Genomic DNA, 23,452 nt, shown 5'->3' on the forward strand with positions numbered 1-23,452 from the left:
AGGACTGATCCCTGTAGATTACAGAGTTCAATCCTCATTCGTTGCTAAATACTATTTATCTTTTTTACACTTCCCTACCATATTCAACAATCGTTTTCTTAGACAAATCACATGGTTTTATCGAAAAATCCAAACGGAAATCTTCAAATTTACAACGGTATTTATCCAATTGACTTTGTCCACAAGAATTACTTCCTAGTCCATTTTGTAAATAATCAATATTTAATACAATATAATCTCTTTCTCTTAAATCAATCGTATGTTTTGCATGTTCTAGATCTGTATCTTCATAATAGGAGGCACTAAAGTTTACTGTATCTTTCGCCTGATAAAGAATTCCTAAACTACGATTACTTAACCCAATCCAATCGCATTCCATATGGTTTCCATTTTCTTGTGGCTTCACATAGTTAACAAAAAGGTTAGCAACGTCTTGATGAAATACGCCGTGATAACAAGAATGTCTTGAGTCTGGATAATTTTCATTCGGCCCTAATCCGCGCCATGACACATTGTTATACTCTTTGTTTACATGCATATTCACACCAATTCTTGGTAACATGGCAGGAGCGTTCTCTTTCTGACCTGATGCGATTCCAAAAATGCTACAGCTAAGTTTTCCATCACCATTCAATTCATAACGATATGTCACTTCATAGTACCAAGAACTATTTGTTGTACCGTTAAATGTCGTTACTTCCCAAATAAATACGTTATCTTCTAATTCGTAAGACACTTCTTGTACCATTTCATGCCACAAATGCATAAAATACTTTTCTTTATAATCATTTAATAGATACATATCATTATCAATTGGTGCTCTCCAAAAATTCACTTTAGGACCTTTTTCCAACACTTTATCACTGCCATATTTCACGCTTAATAACGTACCAAATACATCATCAAATGTAACGACAAAATCTTTCCCTGTTACAGTTACGATGTGATTATTGTTTGTTACCTCTAACATAGACCCGTTCGAAATTCCTTTTTCTCTAGCTTTTGGCTCCTTATGCCAAATAAATGCACTATGTGTTACTTCGAAACCTTTTTCCGCCCAATTTGTATCATTGCTTAATCGATAAGAGAAATGAATTGTATACATAGCACCAGGAATTCTATGTGAGATAGTTGGATATTTCATAACAATTCTTTCAGACGCTCTTGCAGATATAACTGGCAATTCCACTTCTCTTTCTTCAATTAAAAGATCATCTTCATAAAAGGAACAAATAAGCTGATAATCTTTTGTTGAATTGAAATCTAATCGATTCGTTAACTGGAATATCCCCGCTTGCATATCAACTACACTTGTTTCAATTGGTTCGATTACTTTTTTCAATTCTATTAAGCTCGTTGAAGGTGTACGGTCTGGTTGTAATAACCCATCAATACAGAAATTACCGTTATTTGGCTCGTCACCGAAATCTCCTCCATATCGATAGTAAACTTCTCCTTCTGCTGTTTTCGTTTCAATCCCATGATCAAACCATTCCCATATAAAGCCGCCTTGGAGATGATCATGACGATAAAATAATTCCTGATATTCTTTTAGATTTCCAGGTCCATTCCCCATTGCATGTGCATATTCGCATAAAATGTGCGGTTTTTGGGTAGAGTTGATCACTTGATCCATTGTTAATTTCTTATCATGCTCAAGCCACGTATACATCGTTGAGTACACATCAGAAACTTCTACCTCAAAATCCCCTTCATAATGTACTAATCTAGTAGGATCAGCTTGTTTCGCATAGGCAGCCATTGCTCTAAAATTAGTTCCGAATGCTGATTCATTTCCTAAAGACCACATAATGATACATGGATGATTTTTATCACGATTCATCATTCTCTTCAACCTTGAAACATAAGCTAGTTTCCATTCTGGATTATCAGAAATCCAATTATAATTCCCGGTTAATTCAAACCCATGACATTCTAGGTCCGTTTCATCAATTACATACATACCGTATTGATTACATAGCTCATAGAAATACGGCGAATTTGGATAGTGAGCAGTTCGAATCGCATTAATATTATGTTTCTTCATTAATATAATATCTTCTTCAATGCTTTCTCTCTTTACAACACGACCATTTTTCGGATTGTAATCATGCCGATTAACACCCTTCAATTTAATAGCAACACCATTTACTAAAAATTGTTTCCCGGCAACTTCAATTTGTCTAAATCCAACTGATTGATTCATAACTTCAATCGTTTCATGATCCTTTTTAACAGTCATAATTAACTGATATAAATGAGGCGCTTCAGCGGACCATTTTAAAGGATTCCTTACTTCTTCCATAAGTGACTCATTACCTAGTATTTCTTTTTCAAAAAGCAGAGCTCCATCTTGATCATATAGCTGATACTTGATTACTTGGTTATCGAAGCTTTCAAATACAGGGTTTACAAATAAAGTTGCATGCTCCCACTTATCATCTAAAAAGGTTTTGATCGTATAATCGTATAAACCTTGCACAGGACGTTCATAAATATCAACATCTCTAAAAATGCCACTTAACCACCACATATCTTGATCTTCAAGGTATGTACCATCTGACCATTGAAACACTCGAACTGTTAAAATATTTTCTCCTAGCTTACAATGTTTAGAAATGTCAAATTCACTTTGAATTCTAGCCCCTTTACTGTATCCTACAAATGTATCATTTAAATATACTTCAAATGCTGAATCTACACCTTGAAAGCGCACTATCATTTGATGATTTTCCGAAATAGATTGTAATGTAAATGTTTTACGATAGATCCCGGTTGGATTCTCTGTTGGCACATAAGGCGGGATAATTGGGAAGCTATACCATAAATCAGAGTAATGCATTTTTCCATAACCTTGCATTTGCCAATTGCTTGGTACAATGATAGAGTCCCAGTTTGAAAGATCTGCATTCGTTTGATAGAAATCTTCAGGGCTATATTCAGGTGCCTCCAAGAAAAGAAAATCCCATGTCCCATTTAAACTCATATGAAAATGACTATGATTCACATCATTTTTGAAAGCAGATTCATAATTTGGATAACTGTTATAATGAGCTCTCGATTCCATTCTATTCATATGATCAATTTGGTAATTTTCCCATCTTTTTAAATTTCTCATCATTTTAAATCTCCCTTTTTTTCATATCGTTTATAACAAATCCATGCAAAACGTAGAAATAAAGAATGCAATTACGAAGAAAGTTAAGATTAAGCAACCAATAATTATTTAATAACAAAATATTTTGTTTCCGCTTTCATGGTATAATAAGTGATGTTTTAACACTATAATAATTTGTTGCCGGAATTTGTAGTTATGTTGAATGGAGGATTTTCCATGTTCGGATCAATTGGAACATTTCAAATAGATAAAGCACCAAGTAACGAACTATATATATATGAATGCGGCTATGAAGATGTCATCCCTAGGGAACCTTACCAATATGAGCAAATTGACTACTATCTTATGCATTACATCGTTTCAGGAGAAGGTTTATTTTTTATCAACGGAGACGTGCACCACTTAAAAGCCGGCGAAGGTTTTGTCATTCCACCATATACAGATAATAACTATTATCCACTAGCAGGTAATCCATGGAGTTATCGTTGGATAGGCTTCAGAGGAAGTAAATCGGAAGAACTATTAAATAAATGTGGCTTTCTAAATGATAACTATATTTTTCACTATGAAAATATGAAAGAAATGGATCAATTATTTTCCGATGTGTTTAATCATTGCCATGCTAATCATCTTTATGCTGCAATCGGAGATTTGTATCATATTTTGAGTACATTAATCGTACAAAACGAAGAAAATAGTCGATATAAAACAAATGAAAAAGAAAAACTCGTTTCACTTGCACTTGATATCATTCACAATCAATATAATAAAAACACGTTAACGGTTAGTACGATTGCAGAAACGATTAAAATTGAACGTACATACTTATTTAAATTATTTAAAGAATTTGTTACGATGAGTCCTCAGCAATATTTAATTCACTATCGATTAAACAAAGCAACTGAACTACTGAGAAAAACGAGCTATTCAATTGAAGATATTGCTTTCTTAGTAGGATTCAATAGCCTATCTCACTTTTCAAAATCATTTTCCAAATACAAAAAAATGTCCCCAAATAAATTTAGATTACAATTTCAAAAAAATAGGAAACAAAGTATATATGAAAAATAGGTTAGAGAGAAAAAGAATCAGTACTCTACTATAAATAGCTGATTCTTTTTCCGTATTTAGTTACTTACTTCAAGCAAACACTTTTTATATGTTAAAGGCAATTTTCCTTTCGGCACTCTCTTCGACTTTTCTTCTTAATCAGCTTGTACAAAACGACCCCAATTAAGAAAACAGCGATAACGCCTAACATTGGCAGCATATACTGCTCCACCATCGCACCAGCCTTGTGCCAATGCGGGCCAAGTTTCATTCCAACATAAACATAAAGCGCCGTTAATGGGAACATCGCAACAAATGTATAGGTGATAAACTGCCAAATATTCATTTTTGCCATGCCGCACGGAATCGAAATAAGTGTACGTACACCTGGAACAAATCTCCCTGTAAATGCCACCACCGGTCCATATTTCGCAAAGAAATGATCTGCTTTTTGAATTTGTTCTTCTTTAATAAAGAAATACTTTCCATATTTCATTAATAGCGGGCGGCCTCCGTAATATCCTAGGGCATATAATGTTAACGGTCCTGTCGTTCCTCCAATTGTTCCCGCTAAAACCGCAATCCAAAAATTCATATCACCTTCATATACCCAATAGCCAACGATCGGCAATACAACTTCGGCTGGGACAAATTCAAACGTTAAAGCTAACACAACACCAAAATAAGAAAACTGTTTTAAGTAATGAATAAAATCTAAAATCAGTTGTTCCATCTATCTTTCTCCTATTCTATTAATCCGTATTTATCCTGTAAATGAACAGGCGCCATCTTCACAATGCGCTGCAAAATAAATAGAATTACCGCCACATCATCTAGCACACCAAAAAACAATAAAAAGTCTGGAATGATGTCAAACGGAAACAAAACATATCCACATAAAAATAAGATAGAAAGCACTTTTTTCTTCAATTCAACATCCTTCGATAGAAAGAATTCACCTAAAAACGGAATGAATTTACGCACTTGAAAGATTAGACGTACTCTTTTCCACAACTTTCTCATAGTCCTTCTCCTCTCTCGTTCTCCGCATACAAAAAGGACCTTTACCGAAATGGTAAAGGTCCTAAAAAGACAATAAGGGGCCCTTACCATGATTGGTAAAGGTCTCACTAACAACAAGATTGTTGCCAACAAAGCCGAGGGTTTCTCCCTGTAATGACGACTTTGCTGCTAGAGCTACTCCCCTTTATATACATGTTTTATACCGCTATGGTAAAAGATTTCATCCAAAAAGTCAACGTTTTATGCATTAGCTAATAGTCCTGACAACTCATGACAATAAGTCTCTGTATAGAAATCCCTCATTGCTAGCATACTAAACATATTCATGTTCTTTATCAGTGATCTTGTGTAAAGGAGGATGTTCTTATGTATACAATTTGGAAAGGTTCTCTCTCATTTGGATTACTCAAAATTGGGATTAAATTGTACAGTGCAGTAGAAGAAAAAGATATTAAGTTATTACATCTTCATAAAGATTGTCTTACTCCTATTAAATATAAAAAAGTCGCTCCCAATTGTTTTGTTTAGATGAAGAAGTAGAGGAAACTGATATTGTGAAAGCTTACGAATACGAACCTCATAAATACATTATTTTAGATGAGAAAGAATTAGAGAACTTAAAACGAACCCATGCATTGCGAGCAATACACTTTCTTTCCTTTATTCAAAGTGACGAAATAGATCCTATTTTTTTCGATCGTTCCTACTTTGTTGGTCCTACTTCTGGGTCAGAAAAAGCATATTTATTATTAAAAGAGGCCCTTGAACGAACGAATAAGTTAGGTCTTGTACATATTTCTCTTCGTAAAAAGCAGCATTTAGCAATTGTCCGCAATTTTGGTCAAGGTCTACTGTTACAAACCATCTACTATTCGGATGAAATCCGCGAAGTTGAAAACATTCCAAATCTACCGAAGTACGAAGAAATCCCCATCCAAAAACAAGAACTTGTTGCAGCAATGAACCTGATTCATCATCTTACCACTCCGTTTACACCCAAAGAATATACAGACGAATATCGAGAAGCTCTTCTTGATCTCATTGAAGAAAAAATAGAACATGATGAAAAAACAGAAACAATTTTCCCTTCCAAAAACATTGTAGACATTATGGAAACACTAAACGCCAGTATTGAACAAATAAAACAAAAAACAAAACCACAAAAACGAAAGGCCAAATAAATCGGCCTTTCATTTCCCTAAAAAGGTTTACAATTTGGAATCTCTATCCCCGAAGACTGCGCCAGTTTTAATAGATAATAGCACTCTTCCCTTGCCATATGATCTGGCATTCTCCCCGAAAGCGTGCTTAGCATTTGTCCCGATAACTCTAACTCTTCTAGTTCCTGAAGAAAACGCGAAAATAAAGTAATTTCCAGCGAAACATCTTTTGTGAACTTCTTTAAAGCAGAGAAAGATACTAATTCTGTCCGTAAATAACCGGCCATTTCAACAGCTTTTAAATAAAGTTGTTCAAAATGCTTTTCATATTCTTCACTTTTTTCTTTTAAACGTTTTTCGACAGAATCTAATCCGGTAGACATGGCTTCTGCATGACCGGCTGCATCTATTAACCAAAGAAGATGATGGTGTAATTCGTGAAAAAGAGGAGGTACTTTCCCTTCCATTAAATATTTCAGTATCGTTATGTATTCTTCGACTTCATTAACCATGTGATTAAAAAATGTCGGTGTTAAATGAACAGAAATTTTCCCTTCTAATTGTTTATGTAAAATATGCAATTTAAACTTTCTTATTTCATTTGCCGCTTCATTTGCCTCTTTTGCAAGTGCAATTAAGTCAGTAGTTCCAATTTTCTTTTTCAATTCATCAAACTTTTGTATAAAATACATCGCTCGCTCGATTTCTTCTTTTTCTTTAGGAGGTAAAGCATCCGTTATAAAATGAGCATGATCTTCCAAAATCCTTAACCAAAACCGATGCTCGAATAATGCATTTTCTTCATAAGCTCGATCCATCATATTCTCCTCCTCGCAATAATTAGCTTATTTTCACATACCTTTTGCGTATGATATTGACTCTTCACTCTCATATTGTGATTGCAATTGAATCATATACCCGTCAGGATCATATACAGATATCACTTTTTTCTTCTCTATATAATCTTCTAGTTCTGTATACATGACTTGATAGTAATCTAACTTTTTCAGTAAATTCCCTACTTCATGCGACTGTATATTTATTTCGATTTTCGGAAGAAATTGTTCACACTGGGCAGCTTCTTTGTCCCTATTCAGAACACAACAAATCCGCATTTCCCCTGCATCATACCAAACTCCAGGTACATCTAATTGCGGCCTTTCTATACTTGGCCGAAAACCTAATATACCTTCATAAAAATATAATGTTTTCTTTAAATCTTTCACCTCTAACACAACAGAATGTGTCATCTTATCCTCCTTTTCCACCTATTAGTTTTTGTATATGAGTCATAAACGATAATTATGTTTGAATACAATACATAATAGCGATGTTTTCTAAAGGAGGTGTATCGGTTGGATAAATCAGTGAGATCATACACACCGTATCACAGTCCACAAGACCCTTGTCCACCAATCGGAAAGAAATTCTATTTTACTCCCCCTCATTTATTTATGGGATTTCAGCCAGTAAACTTACCACAATTTTCTCCGAGTGAAGCATTAAAAAAAGGGACCTTGTGGCCTGCTTTATATGATTATTATGAAAATCCTTATAAAGTGAAACTTTAATCAGTGGGGATTTTCTTCATCCCCCACTGATTATTAGTTGAACCAATCGGGCTTTTACGGGCAGTTTATCTCCCACCTAACTTCTTAAGAAAAGCGGAAGCGGCTCGTTCAGAATCGTAGGACGTTGGAGCCCCCGACAGAGAGGCGCTTTTGGCCTCGTCCGAGGGGGCGAAACGACCGGAGATTCTAGCCGCTAGAGCTGGACTTTGCTTTCGCTGAATTTTGAGGTGGGAGTATTACTGCCCGTTAATGCGGGATAAAAAAGGACGGTGAGACCATCGTGGTGCAACCACTTCCTGATGAATTTTATAAATGGATGGAAGAATTGCAGGAACTCGATTTTGTACTAGTTGAACTGACTCTATATTTAGATACCCATCCTGATGATGTTACATCCATTAAGCAATTTAACGATTTTTCCTATAAACGGAGACTAATGAAACAACAAATTGAAGAAAAATACGGACCTCTTCAACAGTTCGGTAATAGTTATTCAAATGCCCCTTGGGAATGGAGTAAAGGACCTTGGCCATGGCAAATATAAAGTGAAACTTCCATCAGTGGGGGGATTCTTCATCCCCCACTGATGGTTAGTTGAACCAATGGGGCTTTTACGGGCAGTCTTACTGCCCACAAATAGCGGGATAAAGGTGGGGAAAATATGTGGATCTATGAAAAAAAATTACAATATCCTGTAAAGGTAAGTACTTGCAATCCAACACTCGCCAAATATTTAATTGAACAATACGGCGGTGCTGATGGCGAGTTAGCTGCTGCCCTGCGCTACTTAAATCAACGCTACACCATTCCCAACAAAGTGATTGGTTTATTAACAGACATCGGTACGGAAGAGTTTGCCCATCTTGAGATGATTGCGACAATGGTATATAAATTAACAAAAGACGCTACCCCAGACCAAATGATAGCTGCAGGCCTTGATGCTCACTACGCTGATCACGATAGCGCCATTTTCTATCACAATGCTGCAGGCGCTCCATTTACAGCAACCTACATACAAGCAAAAGGAGATCCAATTGCAGACTTATATGAAGACATCGCCGCAGAAGAAAAAGCAAGAGCAACATACCAATGGCTCATCAATATGTCCGACGATCCTGATATAAACGATGGACTACGCTTTCTACGAGAACGTGAAATTGTTCACTCCCAACGTTTTCGAGAAGCGGTCGAAATATTAAAAGAAGAACGAGACAGGCAAATTTATTTTTAAAATGTAATGCACATACTGTAATCGGTATGTGCATTACATTTTTCTATTCGCATGAAATAGATTTCCGTCTTTAATTCACCACCACATGGGAAAGAAAAAAATACAATGTTGGCTTCAAATAAAGTTTGATTAAAAGCACCTTGTAACCTCAAAAATTTTTATGAATTTATTTTTTTCCTGCAAAACTCTTTTTTAAAATCACTAAAATAAAGATAGAACTAACCACTGCAACAATTAAACTAACTTTATCTATGCTATTAAAATCAATTAATAATGCCTGTACTGCTTTTATACCTGGTAAAAAAAACATTATAAAAAAAGTAATCGATACTATTACAAATAAAGATATCATTCTAATTCCTCTTGGTATTGCTATCCATTTTTCAAAAAGTTTTTCCTCTAACCATTTCATTCATAATCTTCTCCCCCCATATTTTAGAATCAATTAATTGATTTTAAAAACTAACAAATATCTCTACAGTTTCGTGTAAATATTTTATGGATATTCTGCACTCCCTCTTAGATGGATATAGAAGGATTGATGTACATATAAATTACTACTTTGTAAAACACTAAAGTAATCCCCACTTATTTTCTCCCCTTGTCCCCCTAAAAAGAAAAAGGTTTTATATCACTTTTTTGTATAGTTATCCTTCCTTCCTCAAAATAAGTATTCAACTTAGTAAATCAATTAATAATTTTTTAAAAATTAAATGTTGCTTTCTAGTCATCACACCTTTAAAATAAAAACATCAATTCGACAAATTATTTGAATTTTCGACAAAAACCATCTAGGAGGATTTTTATAGAATGCGTACAACTTTAAAACCATCCCAAATTCTCTCGATTAGCTTATTGCTATTTGCGATTTTCTTTGGTGCTGGTAATATGATTTTCCCGCCGCTACTCGGTCTTTCATCTGGAGAGAATATGTGGGTGTCTATCGCAGGATTTGTAATTACAGATGTCGGTTTATCACTATTAGCAATTGTTGCAGTTGCATTAGCAGGAGGCAGCTTCAAAACACTTGCGAGCCGTGTTCATCCAAAATTCGCAGCAGTTTTAGCCATCATTATTTACCTTTCTATTGGACCGCTTTTCGTTATCCCGCGCACAGGATCTGTTTCATATGAAATCGGAATTGCACCGCTTTTCCAAAATCACTGGTATTCGATGTTGCTCTTTACAGGAATTTTCTTTACGATTGTCTACTTCCTATCGTTAAACCCTTCCAAATTAGTGGATCACATCGGAAAAATTTTAACACCTATCTTACTTGTTATTATTGCGGTAATGGCAACAAAAGCGATTCTTTCACCAACAAGCTCATTCGCTACTCCTGTTGGTGACTACAAAGACATCCCCTTTTTCAAAGGGTTTTTAGAAGGCTTTTTAACATTAGATGCAATTGGAGCACTTGTATTATCTAGCATTGTTGTGAATGCGATTCGTCAAAATGGCGTACATGATAAAAAAGCGATTACGAAATATACAATTTTATGCGGAAGTATTGCAGCGTTCTTTTTAACAATCATTTATTTCGCATTAGGTTATATCGGTGCATCAAACGGTCACCTTGGACAATTTGAAAACGGTGGTCAGCTATTAGCAACGATTATGTACAATTTATTTGGGACAAGCGGTAACATATTACTAAGCCTGGCCATTATTTTCGCTTGTTTAACAACAGCAATTGGCGTTGTCAGTGCATTTGCAAACTACTTTTCAAACGTATTAACAAACGTATCATACAAAAAACTTGTACTATGGGTTTGTATATTTAGCTTTGTTGTTTCTAACTTAGGATTAAGTTTATTAATTAAACTGACACTACCAGTATTAATTATCCTTTATCCAATTACAATCATCCTAATTTTCGTATCGTTTATTGATAAATACACAAAAAGAAAACCGAGTGTATATGTCGGCGCCATGATTGCAGCCTTTATTATAAGTTGCATCCATGCCCTTGATAACATCGGCATGATGCCATCTGCCATATCATCTCTTGCAAGTGCAATTCCATTTTACAAACTAGGAATTGGCTGGATCGTCCCAGCAATTATTGGTGGTATTGTCGGTTACTTTATTCCGCAAACACAAACTGAAGGTGAAGTTTCTACAAAATGAAAAGACTAGGAATCCATAGCTGTTAAAAAAAGGGGACGCGCTTTGCGCTCCCCCTTTTCTCTGTTTTTATATCTTTATTTATCTATTCACGCCCTCTAGGAGAGAGCGTGAACCATATAATTAACTCTACAAATAAAAGTTGTTTTTTAGTGAGCGCTTTTATTTTTTGAATTCATAAAGTTTTCATTCAAAGTGTAATATATTTTACTAAAAAAATATATTACACTTTGAACAATATGGCGCTGAGTTTCCCCTTCTAATTCTCTTATTACATTTTGAACAAAAAACATATAATTCTTCTTCTGCTTGGCGTTCTATCATGCTGAAAGCATACACTCTTAAACTAACCATAACACCTATTAAAATTGCACTCAAGAATACTAACATCTTATCCCTAATCATTCTAAAAAATGAAATTTATGGTAATTCATTCACTTTTTAATATTAACCGAAGATACGATTGAATTCAAATCCAAGAAAACCTTCTAATATATTCCTTCACCTCTCTATTACCATGTTATTAGAATATAAGTAATGTGTATTCTTCTATATGTAAATGTTATTAAAAAAGCACTTATTAAGGGATGTTGACAAAAAGAGGGGGCCCTTTGAACCGCTATGCAAAACAAGTCATGCTCTCCGTTCCCTACCTCTGTTTTAAAACCTCGCACGGGACAAAAATAACCCCTGACCGCTCCTACACACGGCCAGTCCCTCTCGCCAACCTAAAAAAGAGGGTTTTAAAGCTTTTAAGGCTTTTAACGTTTTTAAGCCCTTACATCGTATGCTTAAATACAAATAATTCTTCCTTCGTTTGTGTTATAGATTGTGTCATTTCTCCCTCTTCCTGCTCTGCTTTCTCCACTAATCTTGCTTTCGCCACCGCATCCTGGATACATTTCACAATCATATTCCCTGAAAAAATCGTTAAACCAAAACAGATAATCGGTACAAGCGGAATCCATGGATGCACTGATAAAGAACGGAAGTATACCCCAATTAATCCTGACCATTCATGAGTAAAAGAACCGGTCTCTCCTCCATAAAACTTTACTGTTCCCCCAAAGAATAAATCTAATAAACCAAGGTGCAATAAAATAACAAGTGTCTGGACAAACTGCTGCATAAATACGATGACGAAAGTTGGGTACAAATGCGGAAACACGTGTTTTATAAGAAGGTGTTGTTTACTTCCTCCTAAAATTTTAGCAGCATCAATAAATTCTTCTGTTAATACCTTACGAATTTCATTAGCAACGTACAAAGAAAGGGTCGGAACTGCGAGCACCGTTAATAAAATAATTTCAAACGAAGCTCGTTCAAAAAAAGATGACGTTGCTTCGCCGTTATCAAATGTAATTGCATGTCGTAATGAAAAAGCTGCAATCATAACCATTGGAATAATTGTAAAGCTATCAAAAAAAGCTTCTAATTTGGGAAATCCTCTCTTTACGTACATACCGAGAAAAACACCGAAGCCAACTCCAAATACAATACGTAACAATGCAATGAGTATGGAAATTCCAATTGTCCATTTTGCTCCTTCAATTACTAAGTTTAATAAATCAAATCCCTTTCCATCTGTTCCAAGTAAAAACTGGAATGAAGGTGAAAATGGGGGTACTTCTGGTGTTCCATCCTCATTATACTGAATGGACACCCTCCGAATATGTCCATCATTAAAAATGGTATTTCCAATGCTTAACAAAAGAATGATAATAATGAATCCACTACTAATCCAAAAGCGCTTATCACGTTTCAAATGTTGCCACATTTTATAGCCTCTCTTTCATCGCATTTGGAACAAAATAATGAAACAGCTTAAAGATAATAAAAATAGGTACATACAGCAGCAGCAAACTAACTGTAAACAGAGGAATACCTGTCGCAAAATCCGCATCGGCAGCTATTCTTACAAATACAAACATGCCATATGTATTAAACATCCATTCAATAATGTACAAATTGGATAACATAAACCAAATATTTGTTTTTGCAAAAAAGAGCGTACTTAATAGCACATTACGTAAAACATGGTGATTTAAAATATAAAGCTTGTCTAGCCCTTTTGCCTTTGCAAATAGAACATAATCTTTTTCAAGTTCCGTCTCAAAACGCAGTAATACTAGTTTTATAAACATAATCGTTGTCGGTACACTTAAACAAATAATGGGTAATCCTCGAATAGATTTCTCTCCTACCCCTGAAATATTTACAGCTAACAAACCTGTTTGTTTAAAAATCCAAATGACGAAAAGCTGCGAACCGATAATAAGAAGAATATCTGGAATAGATTCAAGAAAGAGTAAAAATGATTTAATTTTCTTTTGAACATTAGCATTACTTCGTAAAACAATATAAACAATGAAAAAAGCAATCAAAAGTGAAAGAAAAAAGGCAGCTAAAAAAATAATCATCGTTTCTTTATAGTGGATAAATAGTTGTGGAAATAGTGGTTTTGTGACTGGATTTCTGCTTACAATTGCACCATTAGTAGCTACCGCATACTTCATCGATGATAAATGCAACAAATTATTGCATACCATCTTAATCGTTTCTACGTATCTATAAAAATCTACTTTTAACCCTTGAAACAAACCAGGTAACGCTCCTATACAAATAATTCCGACAATCGATAAGAAAAGTTTCACAACGATTTCCGAACTATGTATAAATACCCTCTTTGCCATATTCGCCTGACCCCAATCCTTTTTCTCCCATTTTATACAATATTTTTTGAATTGTATATACTTTCTGTAAATTATTCTTATTACGTTTCTATATGTGGAACCCTCTATTACAATTTTATTTTCAACATATACATCACTGCTACGAAAAGACAACACAACCCGCTCGAAAAAAGAGGTACTAACTGCTTCTACGCACATCCAGTTCCTCTCTCCCATCCTATAGTAAAAAAGAGTTTTTAATTGTTATTTGCAACTTACATATAAATCACTGCTAGGCAAAACAAAACATGCCCAGCTCCCGTTCCCTACCTCTGTTTTAAAACTTCGCATGTGGCAAAAATAGGCCCTAATCGCTCCAATACACGGCCAGTTCCTCCTGCCAACTCTATAGTAAAAAAGAGTTTTTTTATACTTTCTATATATATTTCATTCCTAACCTTACAAAATTGTAATATTATTGTAAGATAAAACGATTTGCCGAATGTAATATCTACCTTACACTGGAAGTTACAGAGACAAAAATGACACGAAAAGGTGAAAATAGAATGAAAAAGAAAACGAAATTAGTAATCATCGGTTTAGCGACAATCGGAATTGGTGCTGGTTCTTACTTTGCACTGGCTGGCGGATCTACACCAGCTATGGCATACAGCGGTTATAAAGTAACAGAAAAGAAAATTGAAAATGCGCAAAAATTTAGCGGAGAAGTCATTCCAAACGGCATCGAAACAATTTCATTTGATCCAACAAAAGGTAACTATGAGCTTGCCGTTAAAAAAGGCGATCAAGTAAAAAAAGGACAGTTGCTTTTTAAATATAACAATTCATCTATTAAACTAGAAAAAAATGAAGCAGAAATGCAAAAGAAATTAGCTGAGAAAGAAGTTACACTCATTCAAAAGCAATTGGACTCAGCAAAACAAAAGCTACAAACAGCAAAACAAGCTGGTGCTGCGGGTGAAATGCTAAAGGCTGCTGAACAAGAAGTGCAAGCACATGAAACGCAGCTTGAAACGAAAAAGTTCGAAGTCGAAAAAGCGAAGCAAATGATCCAAAATACTCAAGAAAAAGAAGATACACTATCAGTAACAAGCCCTGTAGATGGCACAATCGAAGACATTAACAAAGGTACAGAAGAAAAAGCAGCTATAAGCGGTATTACTATTCGCAATGCTGGGGCATTAAAAGTAAAAGGTCAGCTATCTGAATATGAACTTTCTCAAATGAAAATTGGTCAAGAGATTTCTGTTACATCCAAAACAGTACCTGGAAAAACATGGACAGGAAAAGTAACAGAAATTGGAACAACGCCAGTAAAGAATATGGATGAAAACAAAACAGTTTCTAACTATCCTTTCGTTATTACATTAGATAATAATGATGACCTACAACCAGGCTTCCATGTTTATGTAACGGCAAAATCTGGTGAAGCAAACGGTACCGTTGTTCCGAAAAGCAGTATCGTGAAAAAGGGTGATAAAAACGTCGTATTCGTTGTAAAAGATGGAAAGGCAAAAGAACAAGCCATTACCATTGAATTTGAAACAGATAGCGAAGCAAAAATTGCCGGATTAAAAACAGGTGAGCAAGTGATCTCAAAACCAGAAAAAGATTTACAAGATGGTATGGAGGTTAACATTAAATGATTGAACTAAAAGGCATCACGAAGTCTTTTCAAAACGGAGAAGAAGTTGTTCAAGTACTACATGGTATTAATGTAACACTAAATCAAGGTGAATTTACTTCTATTATGGGACCATCTGGTTCCGGGAAATCAACATTAATGAATATCATCGGTTGCTTAGACAGACCGACAGCGGGCACATATACATTAGCTGGGCAAAATATTTCAAACATGTCTGAAACAGAACTGGCGCACATTCGCAATAAGGAAATTGGATTTGTATTCCAAAACTTCATGTTGCTCCCTCGCCTCAATGCGATGCAAAATGTCGAACTACCGCTCATCTATGCTGGCGTAGATAAAAAAGAGCGACGCGAGCTTGCGTTAGCTGCATTAGCAAAAGTAGGGCTTGCGGACCGAGCAACTCACTTACCGAATGAATTATCAGGTGGACAAAAACAACGTGTCGCTGTCGCCCGTGCGATTGTGAATAACCCAAAATTCATTTTAGCCGATGAACCGACTGGTGCCCTTGATACGAAAACAAGTACACAAATTATGGATCTCTTTTACGAATTAAATAAACAAGGCTCTACCATTATTATAATCACCCATGACCGAGAAATTGGGGAAGCGGCAGCGCGCCAAATTGTAATTCGTGACGGAAAGATCGTCCAAGATTGGAGAGGTTGAGTTTGAACTTAAATGAAAATATACGTATGGCCCTTTCCTCCATCTTCGCTCATAAAATGCGTTCGATTTTAACAATGCTTGGAATTATTATTGGGGTTAGTGCGATTATTACCATTATCTCTATTGGTGATGGAACCAATGCGAAATTCCGTGAACAAATCGGGAAAGAAAAGAAAGATCAGTTTCAAGTAAACTATAAAACAGAAGAAGTTGCAGATATGGACGGTAAAGTGTCTGCAAGCATGTATGACAATGTCTTAAAAATCCCTGGTGTTCAAGATGTTTATCCTGATGTTAGAAGCAACGCGAAAATATATGCAGGAAAAAAAGAATTAGATATCGATGTAATTGGTGCTAAAGGAGATTACTTTGATGATACCTCTAAATTTCAACTGGAACATGGCCGCTTTTTAACAGCTGCCAATTTGGATAAACCAGAACATACAATTGTATTAAATAAAGATGCATTCAATAAATTGTTCTCGTCATGGGAGCCAAACTTATATGTAGATGTGAAAGGTACACCTTATAAAGTAGTAGGTGTATATTCCATCAAATCAATGATAGGTGGTGCGGAATTTAAAGAAGGAATCATCTCCGCAGAAAACTGGCCTGTTTTATTTGGCAAAAACAACTATGATGGTATCACAGTAAAAATTGCTCCTAATCAAGATAAGCAAACTGTACAAGATGCAGTTGTAAAATCATTAAATAATGCAAAAAAACAAGGAACTACTGGAAAATTCGAAGTACCAGATCCACGAGAAGTACTAAAAGAAATTGATAAATTCACAGGTATTTTAAAAAGTGTATTCGGTGGTATTGCAGCTATTTCACTATTAGTTGGTGGTATCGGCGTTATGAATATCATGCTTGTATCCGTTACAGAGCGTACACGTGAAATCGGCGTCCGTAAGGCACTTGGTGCAACGCGTGGGAAAGTATTAACACAATTTCTTATTGAATCTTGTATTTTAACAGCACTAGGTGGCTTGATCGGATTTGTACTCGGTATCTTCTTTGCCTGGATCGTATCAATATTTGCAGCATGGCCACTCGTTGTCTCAATAAAATTAGGATTAATTTCAGTTGGACTGTCCATGTTAATCGGTATTGCATTCGGTTTACTTCCTGCAAACAAAGCAGCGAAACTAGACCCAATTGAGTGCTTGCGATATGAATAGTAAAAAGGTTGCTAGATATGGCAACCTTTTTTTCTACAGAATATGAAAGAAGGAAACTAACTTACCGTTAGAAAAGAAAGAAAATTTTAAAAATGTAAATAACTTGTAATATTCTTTTTTACAACAAAGAATTATAATTAATTGATGCAGGGAGTGGATGCGCTCTCATTATTGATGAAGGAGCATAGAAAATGGATCAAAAAACGGATTTACGTGAAAATAAGCATAAAAAAAGGTATAAAAAGCTAAAAATTACAATGTTCATTATTGTCTTGTTTTTAATTTGCGGTGGAGGTTACACTTGGTTTTTAGTAAATAAGGCCTCTTCCGCTGTTCAAAATGCCTCTCAGAATTTAGAACGTGGTGAAAAGTCTGAATTACGCGAACAAGCGGTTAAACCCGTTTCCAATAACGTATCTGTGTTAATTATGGGAATTGATGAAAATCAAGGGCGTGAAAAGGAGTATTCTGGTGCATTTCATCCAGACGCACTGTTACTTGCAACGTTTAATAAAGATAATAAAACAGTAAAACTAGTAAGTATTCCGCGTGATACATACACATACATTCCAGTAGAGAAGAAAAAAGATAAAATTACAAACTCATATTCACTCGGGGTTGCAAAAAACGGAAAAGACAGTGGGCCTCAATCTACTATTGACGCAGTAGAAAAACTCTTCAACGTTCCAGTCGATTATTTTGTGCGGTTTAATTTTAAATCTTTCATAAAAATTGTCGACGATTTAGGAGGAATTGACTTAGATGTACCTGTTACATTTACAGAACAAGATAGTAACGATACAGCTGGTGCAATTCATCTTGAAAAAGGGTTTCAACATCTAAACGGAGAACAATCTCTTGCACTAGCAAGAACGCGTAAAATTGATAGCGATGCAATGCGCGGTCAACGTCAACAAATTGTTATTGAAGCGATCGTTAAAAAACTAGCAAGTGCTGGATCCATCACAAAAGTAGGAAAAATTATTGATGATATTAATGGAGAATTTAAAACAAACTTCTCATTTGACGATATGTTATCATTCTACAAATATGGTATAGATTCTTCAATTGGAAAACTCCAACTAGCTGGAGAAGACTGCTATATGTCGGCGGAAGATAAAATTTGTAAACCCAACCCTGCTCCAAAACATACGTATTACTACATGCCTGATCAAAAAAATATAGCTGACATAACAAAACAACTCCGTGAACATCTTGGGCTTCCTGCTGATGCAAATTCTGTTTCACAAGATAAAGATATGAATACGGATAAAAATAAAGATCCAGATAAAAAACAAAATCAAGAAGATAAACAACAACCCGCACAAAAGAATACAGCAACTAGTGAAACAAGTGAAAATTAATGTAAAGGATAAGTCCTATGAAAATAGGGCTTATTTTTTATAATCACATAAAATGTCGCTATTTTATACATCCTTCCGGTGCCTCTAGTCAAGCATTTAATCGTTTAAAAATAAAAAGACTATCTCAGCTTTCAAGATAGTCTCTGCGTATTTTATAAATTTCCCCCGTTACGATATGTGTTATTTTTTACCGTTTGTTCTGTTTGCAATTTCAATAGCACGATCTGTTGCTTTCGCTGCATCATCTAACGCCTGTTTACCGTCTGCCCCGCCATACATTGCTTCTAGTGATTTTACAACCGCATCACGTGATTCAGGAAACACACTGATTAATGCTCCTTGTGTCGCTGGTGATGCTTTTGTAGACTGAAGTTGATTAACTGTTATTTTCAACTGTGGATATTTCTCATATTGTTCTTTTACTAATGGTTCATTATACGCCGATGGTGTAATAGCGAAATATCCTGTTTGTGTATGCCATTTCGCTTGCACATCTGGCTTAGTTAAGTACTTCATGAAATCCCATGCGCCTTGTTGTGTCTCCTTTCCAACCATATTTGTCATCCATAATGATGCCCCGCCAATTACAACACCTTTTGAATCTACGCCATCTGGATGAGGAATATATGCAACACCTACATCAAATTTAGATGTATCAATGATATTACGAACACCAGCAGAAGAGTCTAAATACATTGCTACTTGTCCAGATTGAAATGCTGCACGCATACCATCCCAATCGTTACCGTATTTTCCAAGTTCCCCATTTTTATTTAAGTTATTAAGCATTGTGAAAACTTTTTGTCCTTCTTTACTATTAAATACTGCTTTTTTAGCAGAACCTTTACGGCCATTCTCATTATCTACATACAAGCCGCCTTGCGTTGCCAATAATTCTTCAAAGAACCAGCCATAGTTTAACATAGAGAAACCGTATTGCTTCGTTGTATTCCCCTCTTTTATTGTCAATTTCTTGGCATCTTCTTCTAGTTCCGAATACGTGCTAGGTGCTTTTTCAGGATCTAAACCTGCTTTCTTAAACGCATCCTTATTATAGATTAATACAGGTGTAGATGAGTTAAATGGCATGGAATACATTTTACCATTTACTGAATAGTAGTTTGTAATGGCTTTTTCTAATTTCGATGTATCATACTTATCTTTGTCTATCCACTCGTGTACAGGCGTAATTTTTTTACTATCAATCATATATTTCGTTGTAATTTCACTAGATTGTACTACTGCTGGTACGTCCTTAGATGTAGCCGTACTACGAAACTTTGTTAATAACTCCTCGTATGTGCCTTCAAATTCAGGTTTAATTTCATACTTATCTTGAGATTGATTATATTCTGCTGCGAGTGCATCTAATTTCTTTTGCAAATCTCCGCTCATTGCATGCCAAAAACGTACAACAACTTTATTTCCATTTTTTTCAACAGGTGCTGTTTCAGCTTTTGCTTGTGAAGAATCCTTAACTGAAGTTTGCGAACTTGAACATGCTGCTACTGACATTGCCATTGCCACTGCTGTAAGTAATAAAGAACCTTTTTTTACTAACTTCATGTTTTTATCCACCTTTTCTCATTTTTTATTGGAGATGACACATTATTTAATCGCACCTTTTGTCAATCCTTGTTGTAATTGTTTTTGACCTAAAAATAACAATATCAATGTTGGAAGAATCACAATTGTAATGCCAGCCATAACACCTCCCCAATCATTTGCTACTTCTTGTGTTTGCAATTGTTTAATCCCAATTTGTACTGTACGAGATGTTGCATCATTCGTTACGAGAAGTGGCCACAAATACATATTCCAAGTTGTTAAAAATCCGTATACCCCTAACGTAATAAAGCTCGTTTTACAATACGGAACTACTACTTTAAAAAGGAATCCAAAATGACCAATACCTTCAATTAATGAAGCTTCTCGAAGTTCATGCGGAATTGTGAGGAAATGTTGTCTTAACAAGAAAATCCCAAAAGCCATTGCAAAAAATGGTACTGTTAATCCCATCAAAGTATTTGTCCATCCAAATTGCTGAACCAATAAGAAATTCGGAATCATTGTTGCTTCCCATGGAATAAGCATCGTTGAGATGAATAAGAAAAAGATTGCATTTCTTCCTTTAAATCGTAAAAACACAAACGCATATGCTGCTAAACTAGATACAATAAGTTGTCCAATCATAACAGTTGTTGAAACGATAAAACTATTTCTCAAATATAAAAGCAATGGTACTTTATCAAAAATATGAACAAAATTATTAAAAGTGAAATTCGTCGGAAAAAGATGACGCATTTGGATATCATCAGGTGTCATAAATCCGATTGAAGCTGCATATAACACCGGAAAGAATACAAGTATTGCACTAAGTAAAAGTAATATGTATAACAATACTTTCCGTCTCCATGTATAACTCATTGGTAATGCACCTTTCTTTCCGCAAATTTAAACTGAAGTATTGTTGCAATAAAGATAAAAATAAACAACACGATAGCTTGAGCGCTTGCTGTACCAAACTGGTAATTCACAAAGGCTTCCTTATAAATTGAATAAACAATTAAATTCGTTGCATTGTTTGGGCCACCCTTTGTTAAAATATCGATTTGCCCAAAGCTTTGAACTGCATTGATTAGCGTAACAGTTGCTATAAAAAATAAAGTTGGCGATAACATCGGCAATGTCACTTTACGAAGTCTATAAAAATAAGATGCACCGTCAATTGATGCACTTTCATAAAGTGTCGTATCAATATTTTGCAACCCTCCTAGAATTACTAAAAATGAAAAACCAATATTCATCCAAATCGTTGGAATAGATACCGAGATTAATGCCCACTTTTGACTGGTTAGCCATTCAATTGTAGGTAGATGAAGAATGCCTAGTATATTATTAAACACACCAACACTTGGATGAAATAAAAACAACCAAATCACCGCACTCGCAGCCACGGAAATTCCCATTGTGGAAGAAAAAAGCACACGAAAAATCCCAATCCCTCGTAACTTTTCATTCGCTAGCAATGCTAGAAATAAAGAAATACATATGCTAGCAGGAACAGTATATAAAGTAAATAAACACGTCGATTTTATACTTTGATAAAAAGAAGGATCTGTTAATAAATATTGATAGTTTTCTAGACCTACAAAGACACTTGCTTCACCTTGGGCGTTCGTTAAATGAAAGCTATAAAATAACGTTTTAATCAACGGATAAAACAAAAATACCGAAAATAAAATAAGTGATGGAGCCAAAAATATACAAGCTATACGTAAATCCGATGCCCGGTTCCATACATTCCGTTTTCTTACACTTTGCTGCTTTGTTAAAGGTTTCGGCACATCGATCATGTTATAGCCACCCCTTGCTCACTATGTAATAATAAGAATTCTAATGTAGATTGTTCAAAGAAGTGTAGCTTATCTACTTGAAACTGTACATGTACAATTTCATCTCGTTTACACTTCAATTGTCCAGTCACCTTAGCACTCCACATGTTATTGTCTACTAGAAAATTAACAATTGATTCATTACCTAATACTTCAACAGATTGTACAATAACAGGCTGTCCCTGCTCGCCAATACGAATATATTCTGGCCTTATACCGATACGTACATCTGTATGTTGCAATTGACTAACTAACGAATCTGTAAGCGGAATACGTAAAGATCCTACATGAGCAGAATTTTGCGTCGTATCAATTTGACAATTAGCAACATTCATAGACGGAGAACCAATAAAAGTAGCAACAAATTCATTTTCTGGCTTGTTATATATATCAAGCGGTGTCCCTACTTGTTGGATTTCTCCCTTATCTAATACCATCATACGATCTCCCATTGTCATCGCTTCAATTTGATCATGTGTTACATAAATCATTGTAATGCCAAGACGCTGTTGAATATCTCGAATTTCCATGCGCATTTGCGCCCTCAGTTTTGCGTCAAGGTTAGATAACGGTTCATCCATAAGACAGATCGGTGCTTGACTGACAATTGCCCGTGCAAGTGCTACACGCTGACGCTGTCCTCCTGAAAGTTCTCTCGGCTTCGCCTTTATATATGGAGTTAATCCAACTAATTCAGTAGCTTCCATTAAACGTTTTTTCTGTTCCATTTTCTCTATTTTTCGTACCTTTAAGCCAAATAAAATATTTTCTTCTACCGTAAGATGCGGATATAACGCATAGTTTTGAAATACCATTGATAAGTGACGATCTTTCGGTTGCAAATCATTTGAAACAACTTCATCAATTAAAAGATGTCCTGATGAAATATTCTCTAACCCAGCAATCATTCGAAGTAATGTACTCTTCCCACATCCTGAAGGTCCTACTAAAACGAAAAACTCTCCTTTTTGAATCTGAACAGAAACATCTTGTACTGCTTTTTGAGTTGAGTTTTCATATGTTTTACATACGTTTCGCAAAGTAATCATGATATAATCCCCTCTTATTTCCAAATATAAAAGAATGAAAAATCAGTCTATTTTTACAAAAACAAATAACACCTACTTGCATATATAGACCGTCATTCACACACAATACATAGACAACTTTTATGATCTCTTATTGATTGTGAATGGCACTATTCTATGCAAGCAGGTGT

The 23,452-nt window shown here is 35.2% G+C and carries 22 protein-coding genes and 1 pseudogene; 10 read left to right on the top strand and 13 right to left on the bottom strand.

The window, feature by feature from the left end; all coding sequences use genetic code 11:
- Positions 1-64: 64 nt before the first annotated feature.
- A complete protein-coding gene (gene ebgA / locus BR72_RS10815; protein WP_231559708.1) occupies positions 65-3,121 on the bottom strand; it encodes a beta-galactosidase subunit alpha in 3,057 nt (1,018 codons plus the stop codon).
- A gap of 213 nt (positions 3,122-3,334) precedes the next feature.
- On the opposite strand from ebgA, the gene BR72_RS10820 reads away from it, so the two are divergent.
- Positions 3,335-4,189 carry an AraC family transcriptional regulator gene (locus BR72_RS10820; protein ID WP_035432895.1) on the top strand — a complete coding sequence of 285 codons (855 nt, stop codon included), beginning with the start codon at positions 3,335-3,337 and terminating at the stop codon, positions 4,187-4,189.
- A gap of 91 nt (positions 4,190-4,280) precedes the next feature.
- Here the strand turns inward: BR72_RS10820 and BR72_RS10825 are convergent, their stop codons facing one another.
- A complete protein-coding gene (locus BR72_RS10825; protein ID WP_035432897.1) occupies positions 4,281-4,901 on the bottom strand; it encodes a DedA family protein in 621 nt (206 codons plus the stop codon).
- Between the two features lie 11 nt (positions 4,902-4,912).
- Positions 4,913-5,191 (bottom strand): YkvA family protein, encoded by a 279-nt coding sequence (locus BR72_RS10830; protein WP_035432899.1) that lies wholly within the window; start codon positions 5,189-5,191, stop codon positions 4,913-4,915.
- Positions 5,192-5,557: 366 nt separating this feature from the next.
- Here BR72_RS10830 and ku point away from each other — a divergent pair.
- A pseudogene (gene ku / locus BR72_RS10835) lies at positions 5,558-6,372 on the top strand (non-homologous end joining protein Ku).
- Between the two features lie 17 nt (positions 6,373-6,389).
- Here the strand turns inward: ku and BR72_RS10840 are convergent.
- Both BR72_RS10840 and BR72_RS10845 read right to left on the bottom strand, forming a co-directional pair.
- On the bottom strand, positions 6,390-7,169 hold the full coding sequence (locus tag BR72_RS10840; protein ID WP_035432901.1) for a DUF2935 domain-containing protein: 780 nt from the start codon (positions 7,167-7,169) through the stop codon (positions 6,390-6,392).
- A 33-nt stretch (positions 7,170-7,202) separates the two neighbouring features.
- On the bottom strand, positions 7,203-7,601 hold the full coding sequence (locus BR72_RS10845) for a VOC family protein (protein ID WP_035432904.1): 399 nt from the start codon (positions 7,599-7,601) through the stop codon (positions 7,203-7,205).
- A gap of 105 nt (positions 7,602-7,706) precedes the next feature.
- Between BR72_RS10845 and BR72_RS10850 the strand changes: the two genes are divergently transcribed.
- The 3 genes from BR72_RS10850 (at position 7,707) to cotJC (ending at position 9,153) form a co-directional block, all read left to right on the top strand.
- Entirely contained in the window at positions 7,707-7,922 is a 216-nt protein-coding gene (locus tag BR72_RS10850) for a spore coat associated protein CotJA (RefSeq protein WP_035432905.1), read from the top strand.
- 280 nt (positions 7,923-8,202) lie between these two features.
- Positions 8,203-8,466 carry a spore coat protein CotJB gene (locus tag BR72_RS10855; protein ID WP_035432906.1) on the top strand — a complete coding sequence of 88 codons (264 nt, stop codon included), beginning with the start codon at positions 8,203-8,205 and terminating at the stop codon, positions 8,464-8,466.
- 117 nt (positions 8,467-8,583) lie between these two features.
- On the top strand, positions 8,584-9,153 hold the full coding sequence (gene cotJC, locus BR72_RS10860) for a spore coat protein CotJC (protein WP_035432907.1): 570 nt from the start codon (positions 8,584-8,586) through the stop codon (positions 9,151-9,153).
- 166 nt (positions 9,154-9,319) lie between these two features.
- On the opposite strand, the gene BR72_RS10865 is transcribed toward cotJC, so the two are convergent.
- On the bottom strand, positions 9,320-9,565 hold the full coding sequence (locus BR72_RS10865) for a hypothetical protein (RefSeq protein WP_035432909.1): 246 nt from the start codon (positions 9,563-9,565) through the stop codon (positions 9,320-9,322).
- A 398-nt stretch (positions 9,566-9,963) separates the two neighbouring features.
- On the opposite strand from BR72_RS10865, the gene brnQ2 reads away from it, so the two are divergent.
- Positions 9,964-11,283 (top strand): branched-chain amino acid transport system II carrier protein BrnQ2, encoded by a 1,320-nt coding sequence (gene brnQ2 / locus BR72_RS10870; protein ID WP_035432913.1) that lies wholly within the window; start codon positions 9,964-9,966, stop codon positions 11,281-11,283.
- Between the two features lie 207 nt (positions 11,284-11,490).
- On the opposite strand, the gene BR72_RS27085 is transcribed toward brnQ2, so the two are convergent.
- From BR72_RS27085 to BR72_RS10880, 3 genes are all read right to left on the bottom strand, one after another.
- Entirely contained in the window at positions 11,491-11,670 is a 180-nt protein-coding gene (locus BR72_RS27085) for a hypothetical protein (RefSeq protein ID WP_081904861.1), read from the bottom strand.
- A gap of 388 nt (positions 11,671-12,058) precedes the next feature.
- Positions 12,059-13,057 carry an ABC transporter permease subunit gene (locus tag BR72_RS10875; RefSeq protein WP_035432915.1) on the bottom strand — a complete coding sequence of 333 codons (999 nt, stop codon included), beginning with the start codon at positions 13,055-13,057 and terminating at the stop codon, positions 12,059-12,061.
- 1 nt (position 13,058) lies between these two features.
- Positions 13,059-13,973 carry an ABC transporter permease subunit gene (locus BR72_RS10880; protein ID WP_035433053.1) on the bottom strand — a complete coding sequence of 305 codons (915 nt, stop codon included), beginning with the start codon at positions 13,971-13,973 and terminating at the stop codon, positions 13,059-13,061.
- A 545-nt stretch (positions 13,974-14,518) separates the two neighbouring features.
- Between BR72_RS10880 and BR72_RS10885 the strand changes: the two genes are divergently transcribed.
- From BR72_RS10885 to BR72_RS10900, 4 genes are all read left to right on the top strand, one after another.
- Positions 14,519-15,619, top strand: coding sequence for an efflux RND transporter periplasmic adaptor subunit (locus BR72_RS10885; RefSeq protein WP_035432918.1), 1,101 nt, complete (start codon positions 14,519-14,521; stop codon positions 15,617-15,619).
- Positions 15,616-16,290: an ABC transporter ATP-binding protein gene (locus BR72_RS10890; RefSeq protein ID WP_035432920.1), complete on the top strand. Its 675-nt coding sequence runs from the start codon at positions 15,616-15,618 to the stop codon at positions 16,288-16,290. The genes BR72_RS10885 and BR72_RS10890 overlap by 4 nt, the downstream gene beginning before the upstream one ends.
- A 2-nt stretch (positions 16,291-16,292) precedes the next feature.
- Positions 16,293-17,474 (top strand): ABC transporter permease, encoded by a 1,182-nt coding sequence (locus tag BR72_RS10895; RefSeq protein WP_035432922.1) that lies wholly within the window; start codon positions 16,293-16,295, stop codon positions 17,472-17,474.
- A gap of 191 nt (positions 17,475-17,665) precedes the next feature.
- Positions 17,666-18,838: an LCP family protein gene (locus BR72_RS10900; RefSeq protein WP_035432924.1), complete on the top strand. Its 1,173-nt coding sequence runs from the start codon at positions 17,666-17,668 to the stop codon at positions 18,836-18,838.
- A gap of 180 nt (positions 18,839-19,018) precedes the next feature.
- On the opposite strand, the gene BR72_RS10905 is transcribed toward BR72_RS10900, so the two are convergent.
- Genes BR72_RS10905 through BR72_RS10920 form a run of 4 tightly spaced genes read right to left on the bottom strand, consistent with a single transcriptional unit; the run spans position 19,019 to position 23,282 of the window.
- A complete protein-coding gene (locus BR72_RS10905; protein WP_035432927.1) occupies positions 19,019-20,404 on the bottom strand; it encodes an ABC transporter substrate-binding protein in 1,386 nt (461 codons plus the stop codon).
- A 42-nt stretch (positions 20,405-20,446) separates the two neighbouring features.
- Positions 20,447-21,265, bottom strand: coding sequence for a carbohydrate ABC transporter permease (locus BR72_RS10910; protein WP_035432929.1), 819 nt, complete (start codon positions 21,263-21,265; stop codon positions 20,447-20,449).
- Positions 21,262-22,194 (bottom strand): carbohydrate ABC transporter permease, encoded by a 933-nt coding sequence (locus BR72_RS10915; protein WP_035432930.1) that lies wholly within the window; start codon positions 22,192-22,194, stop codon positions 21,262-21,264. The genes BR72_RS10910 and BR72_RS10915 overlap by 4 nt, the downstream gene beginning before the upstream one ends.
- A complete protein-coding gene (locus BR72_RS10920; RefSeq protein ID WP_035432932.1) occupies positions 22,191-23,282 on the bottom strand; it encodes an ABC transporter ATP-binding protein in 1,092 nt (363 codons plus the stop codon). Before BR72_RS10920 ends, BR72_RS10915 begins: the two co-directional genes overlap by 4 nt.
- Positions 23,283-23,452: the final 170 nt, after the last annotated feature.

It is taken from the genome of Bacillus sp. UNC322MFChir4.1 (assembly GCF_000746135.1).
Lineage (GTDB): Bacteria > Bacillota > Bacilli > Bacillales > Bacillaceae_G > Bacillus_A.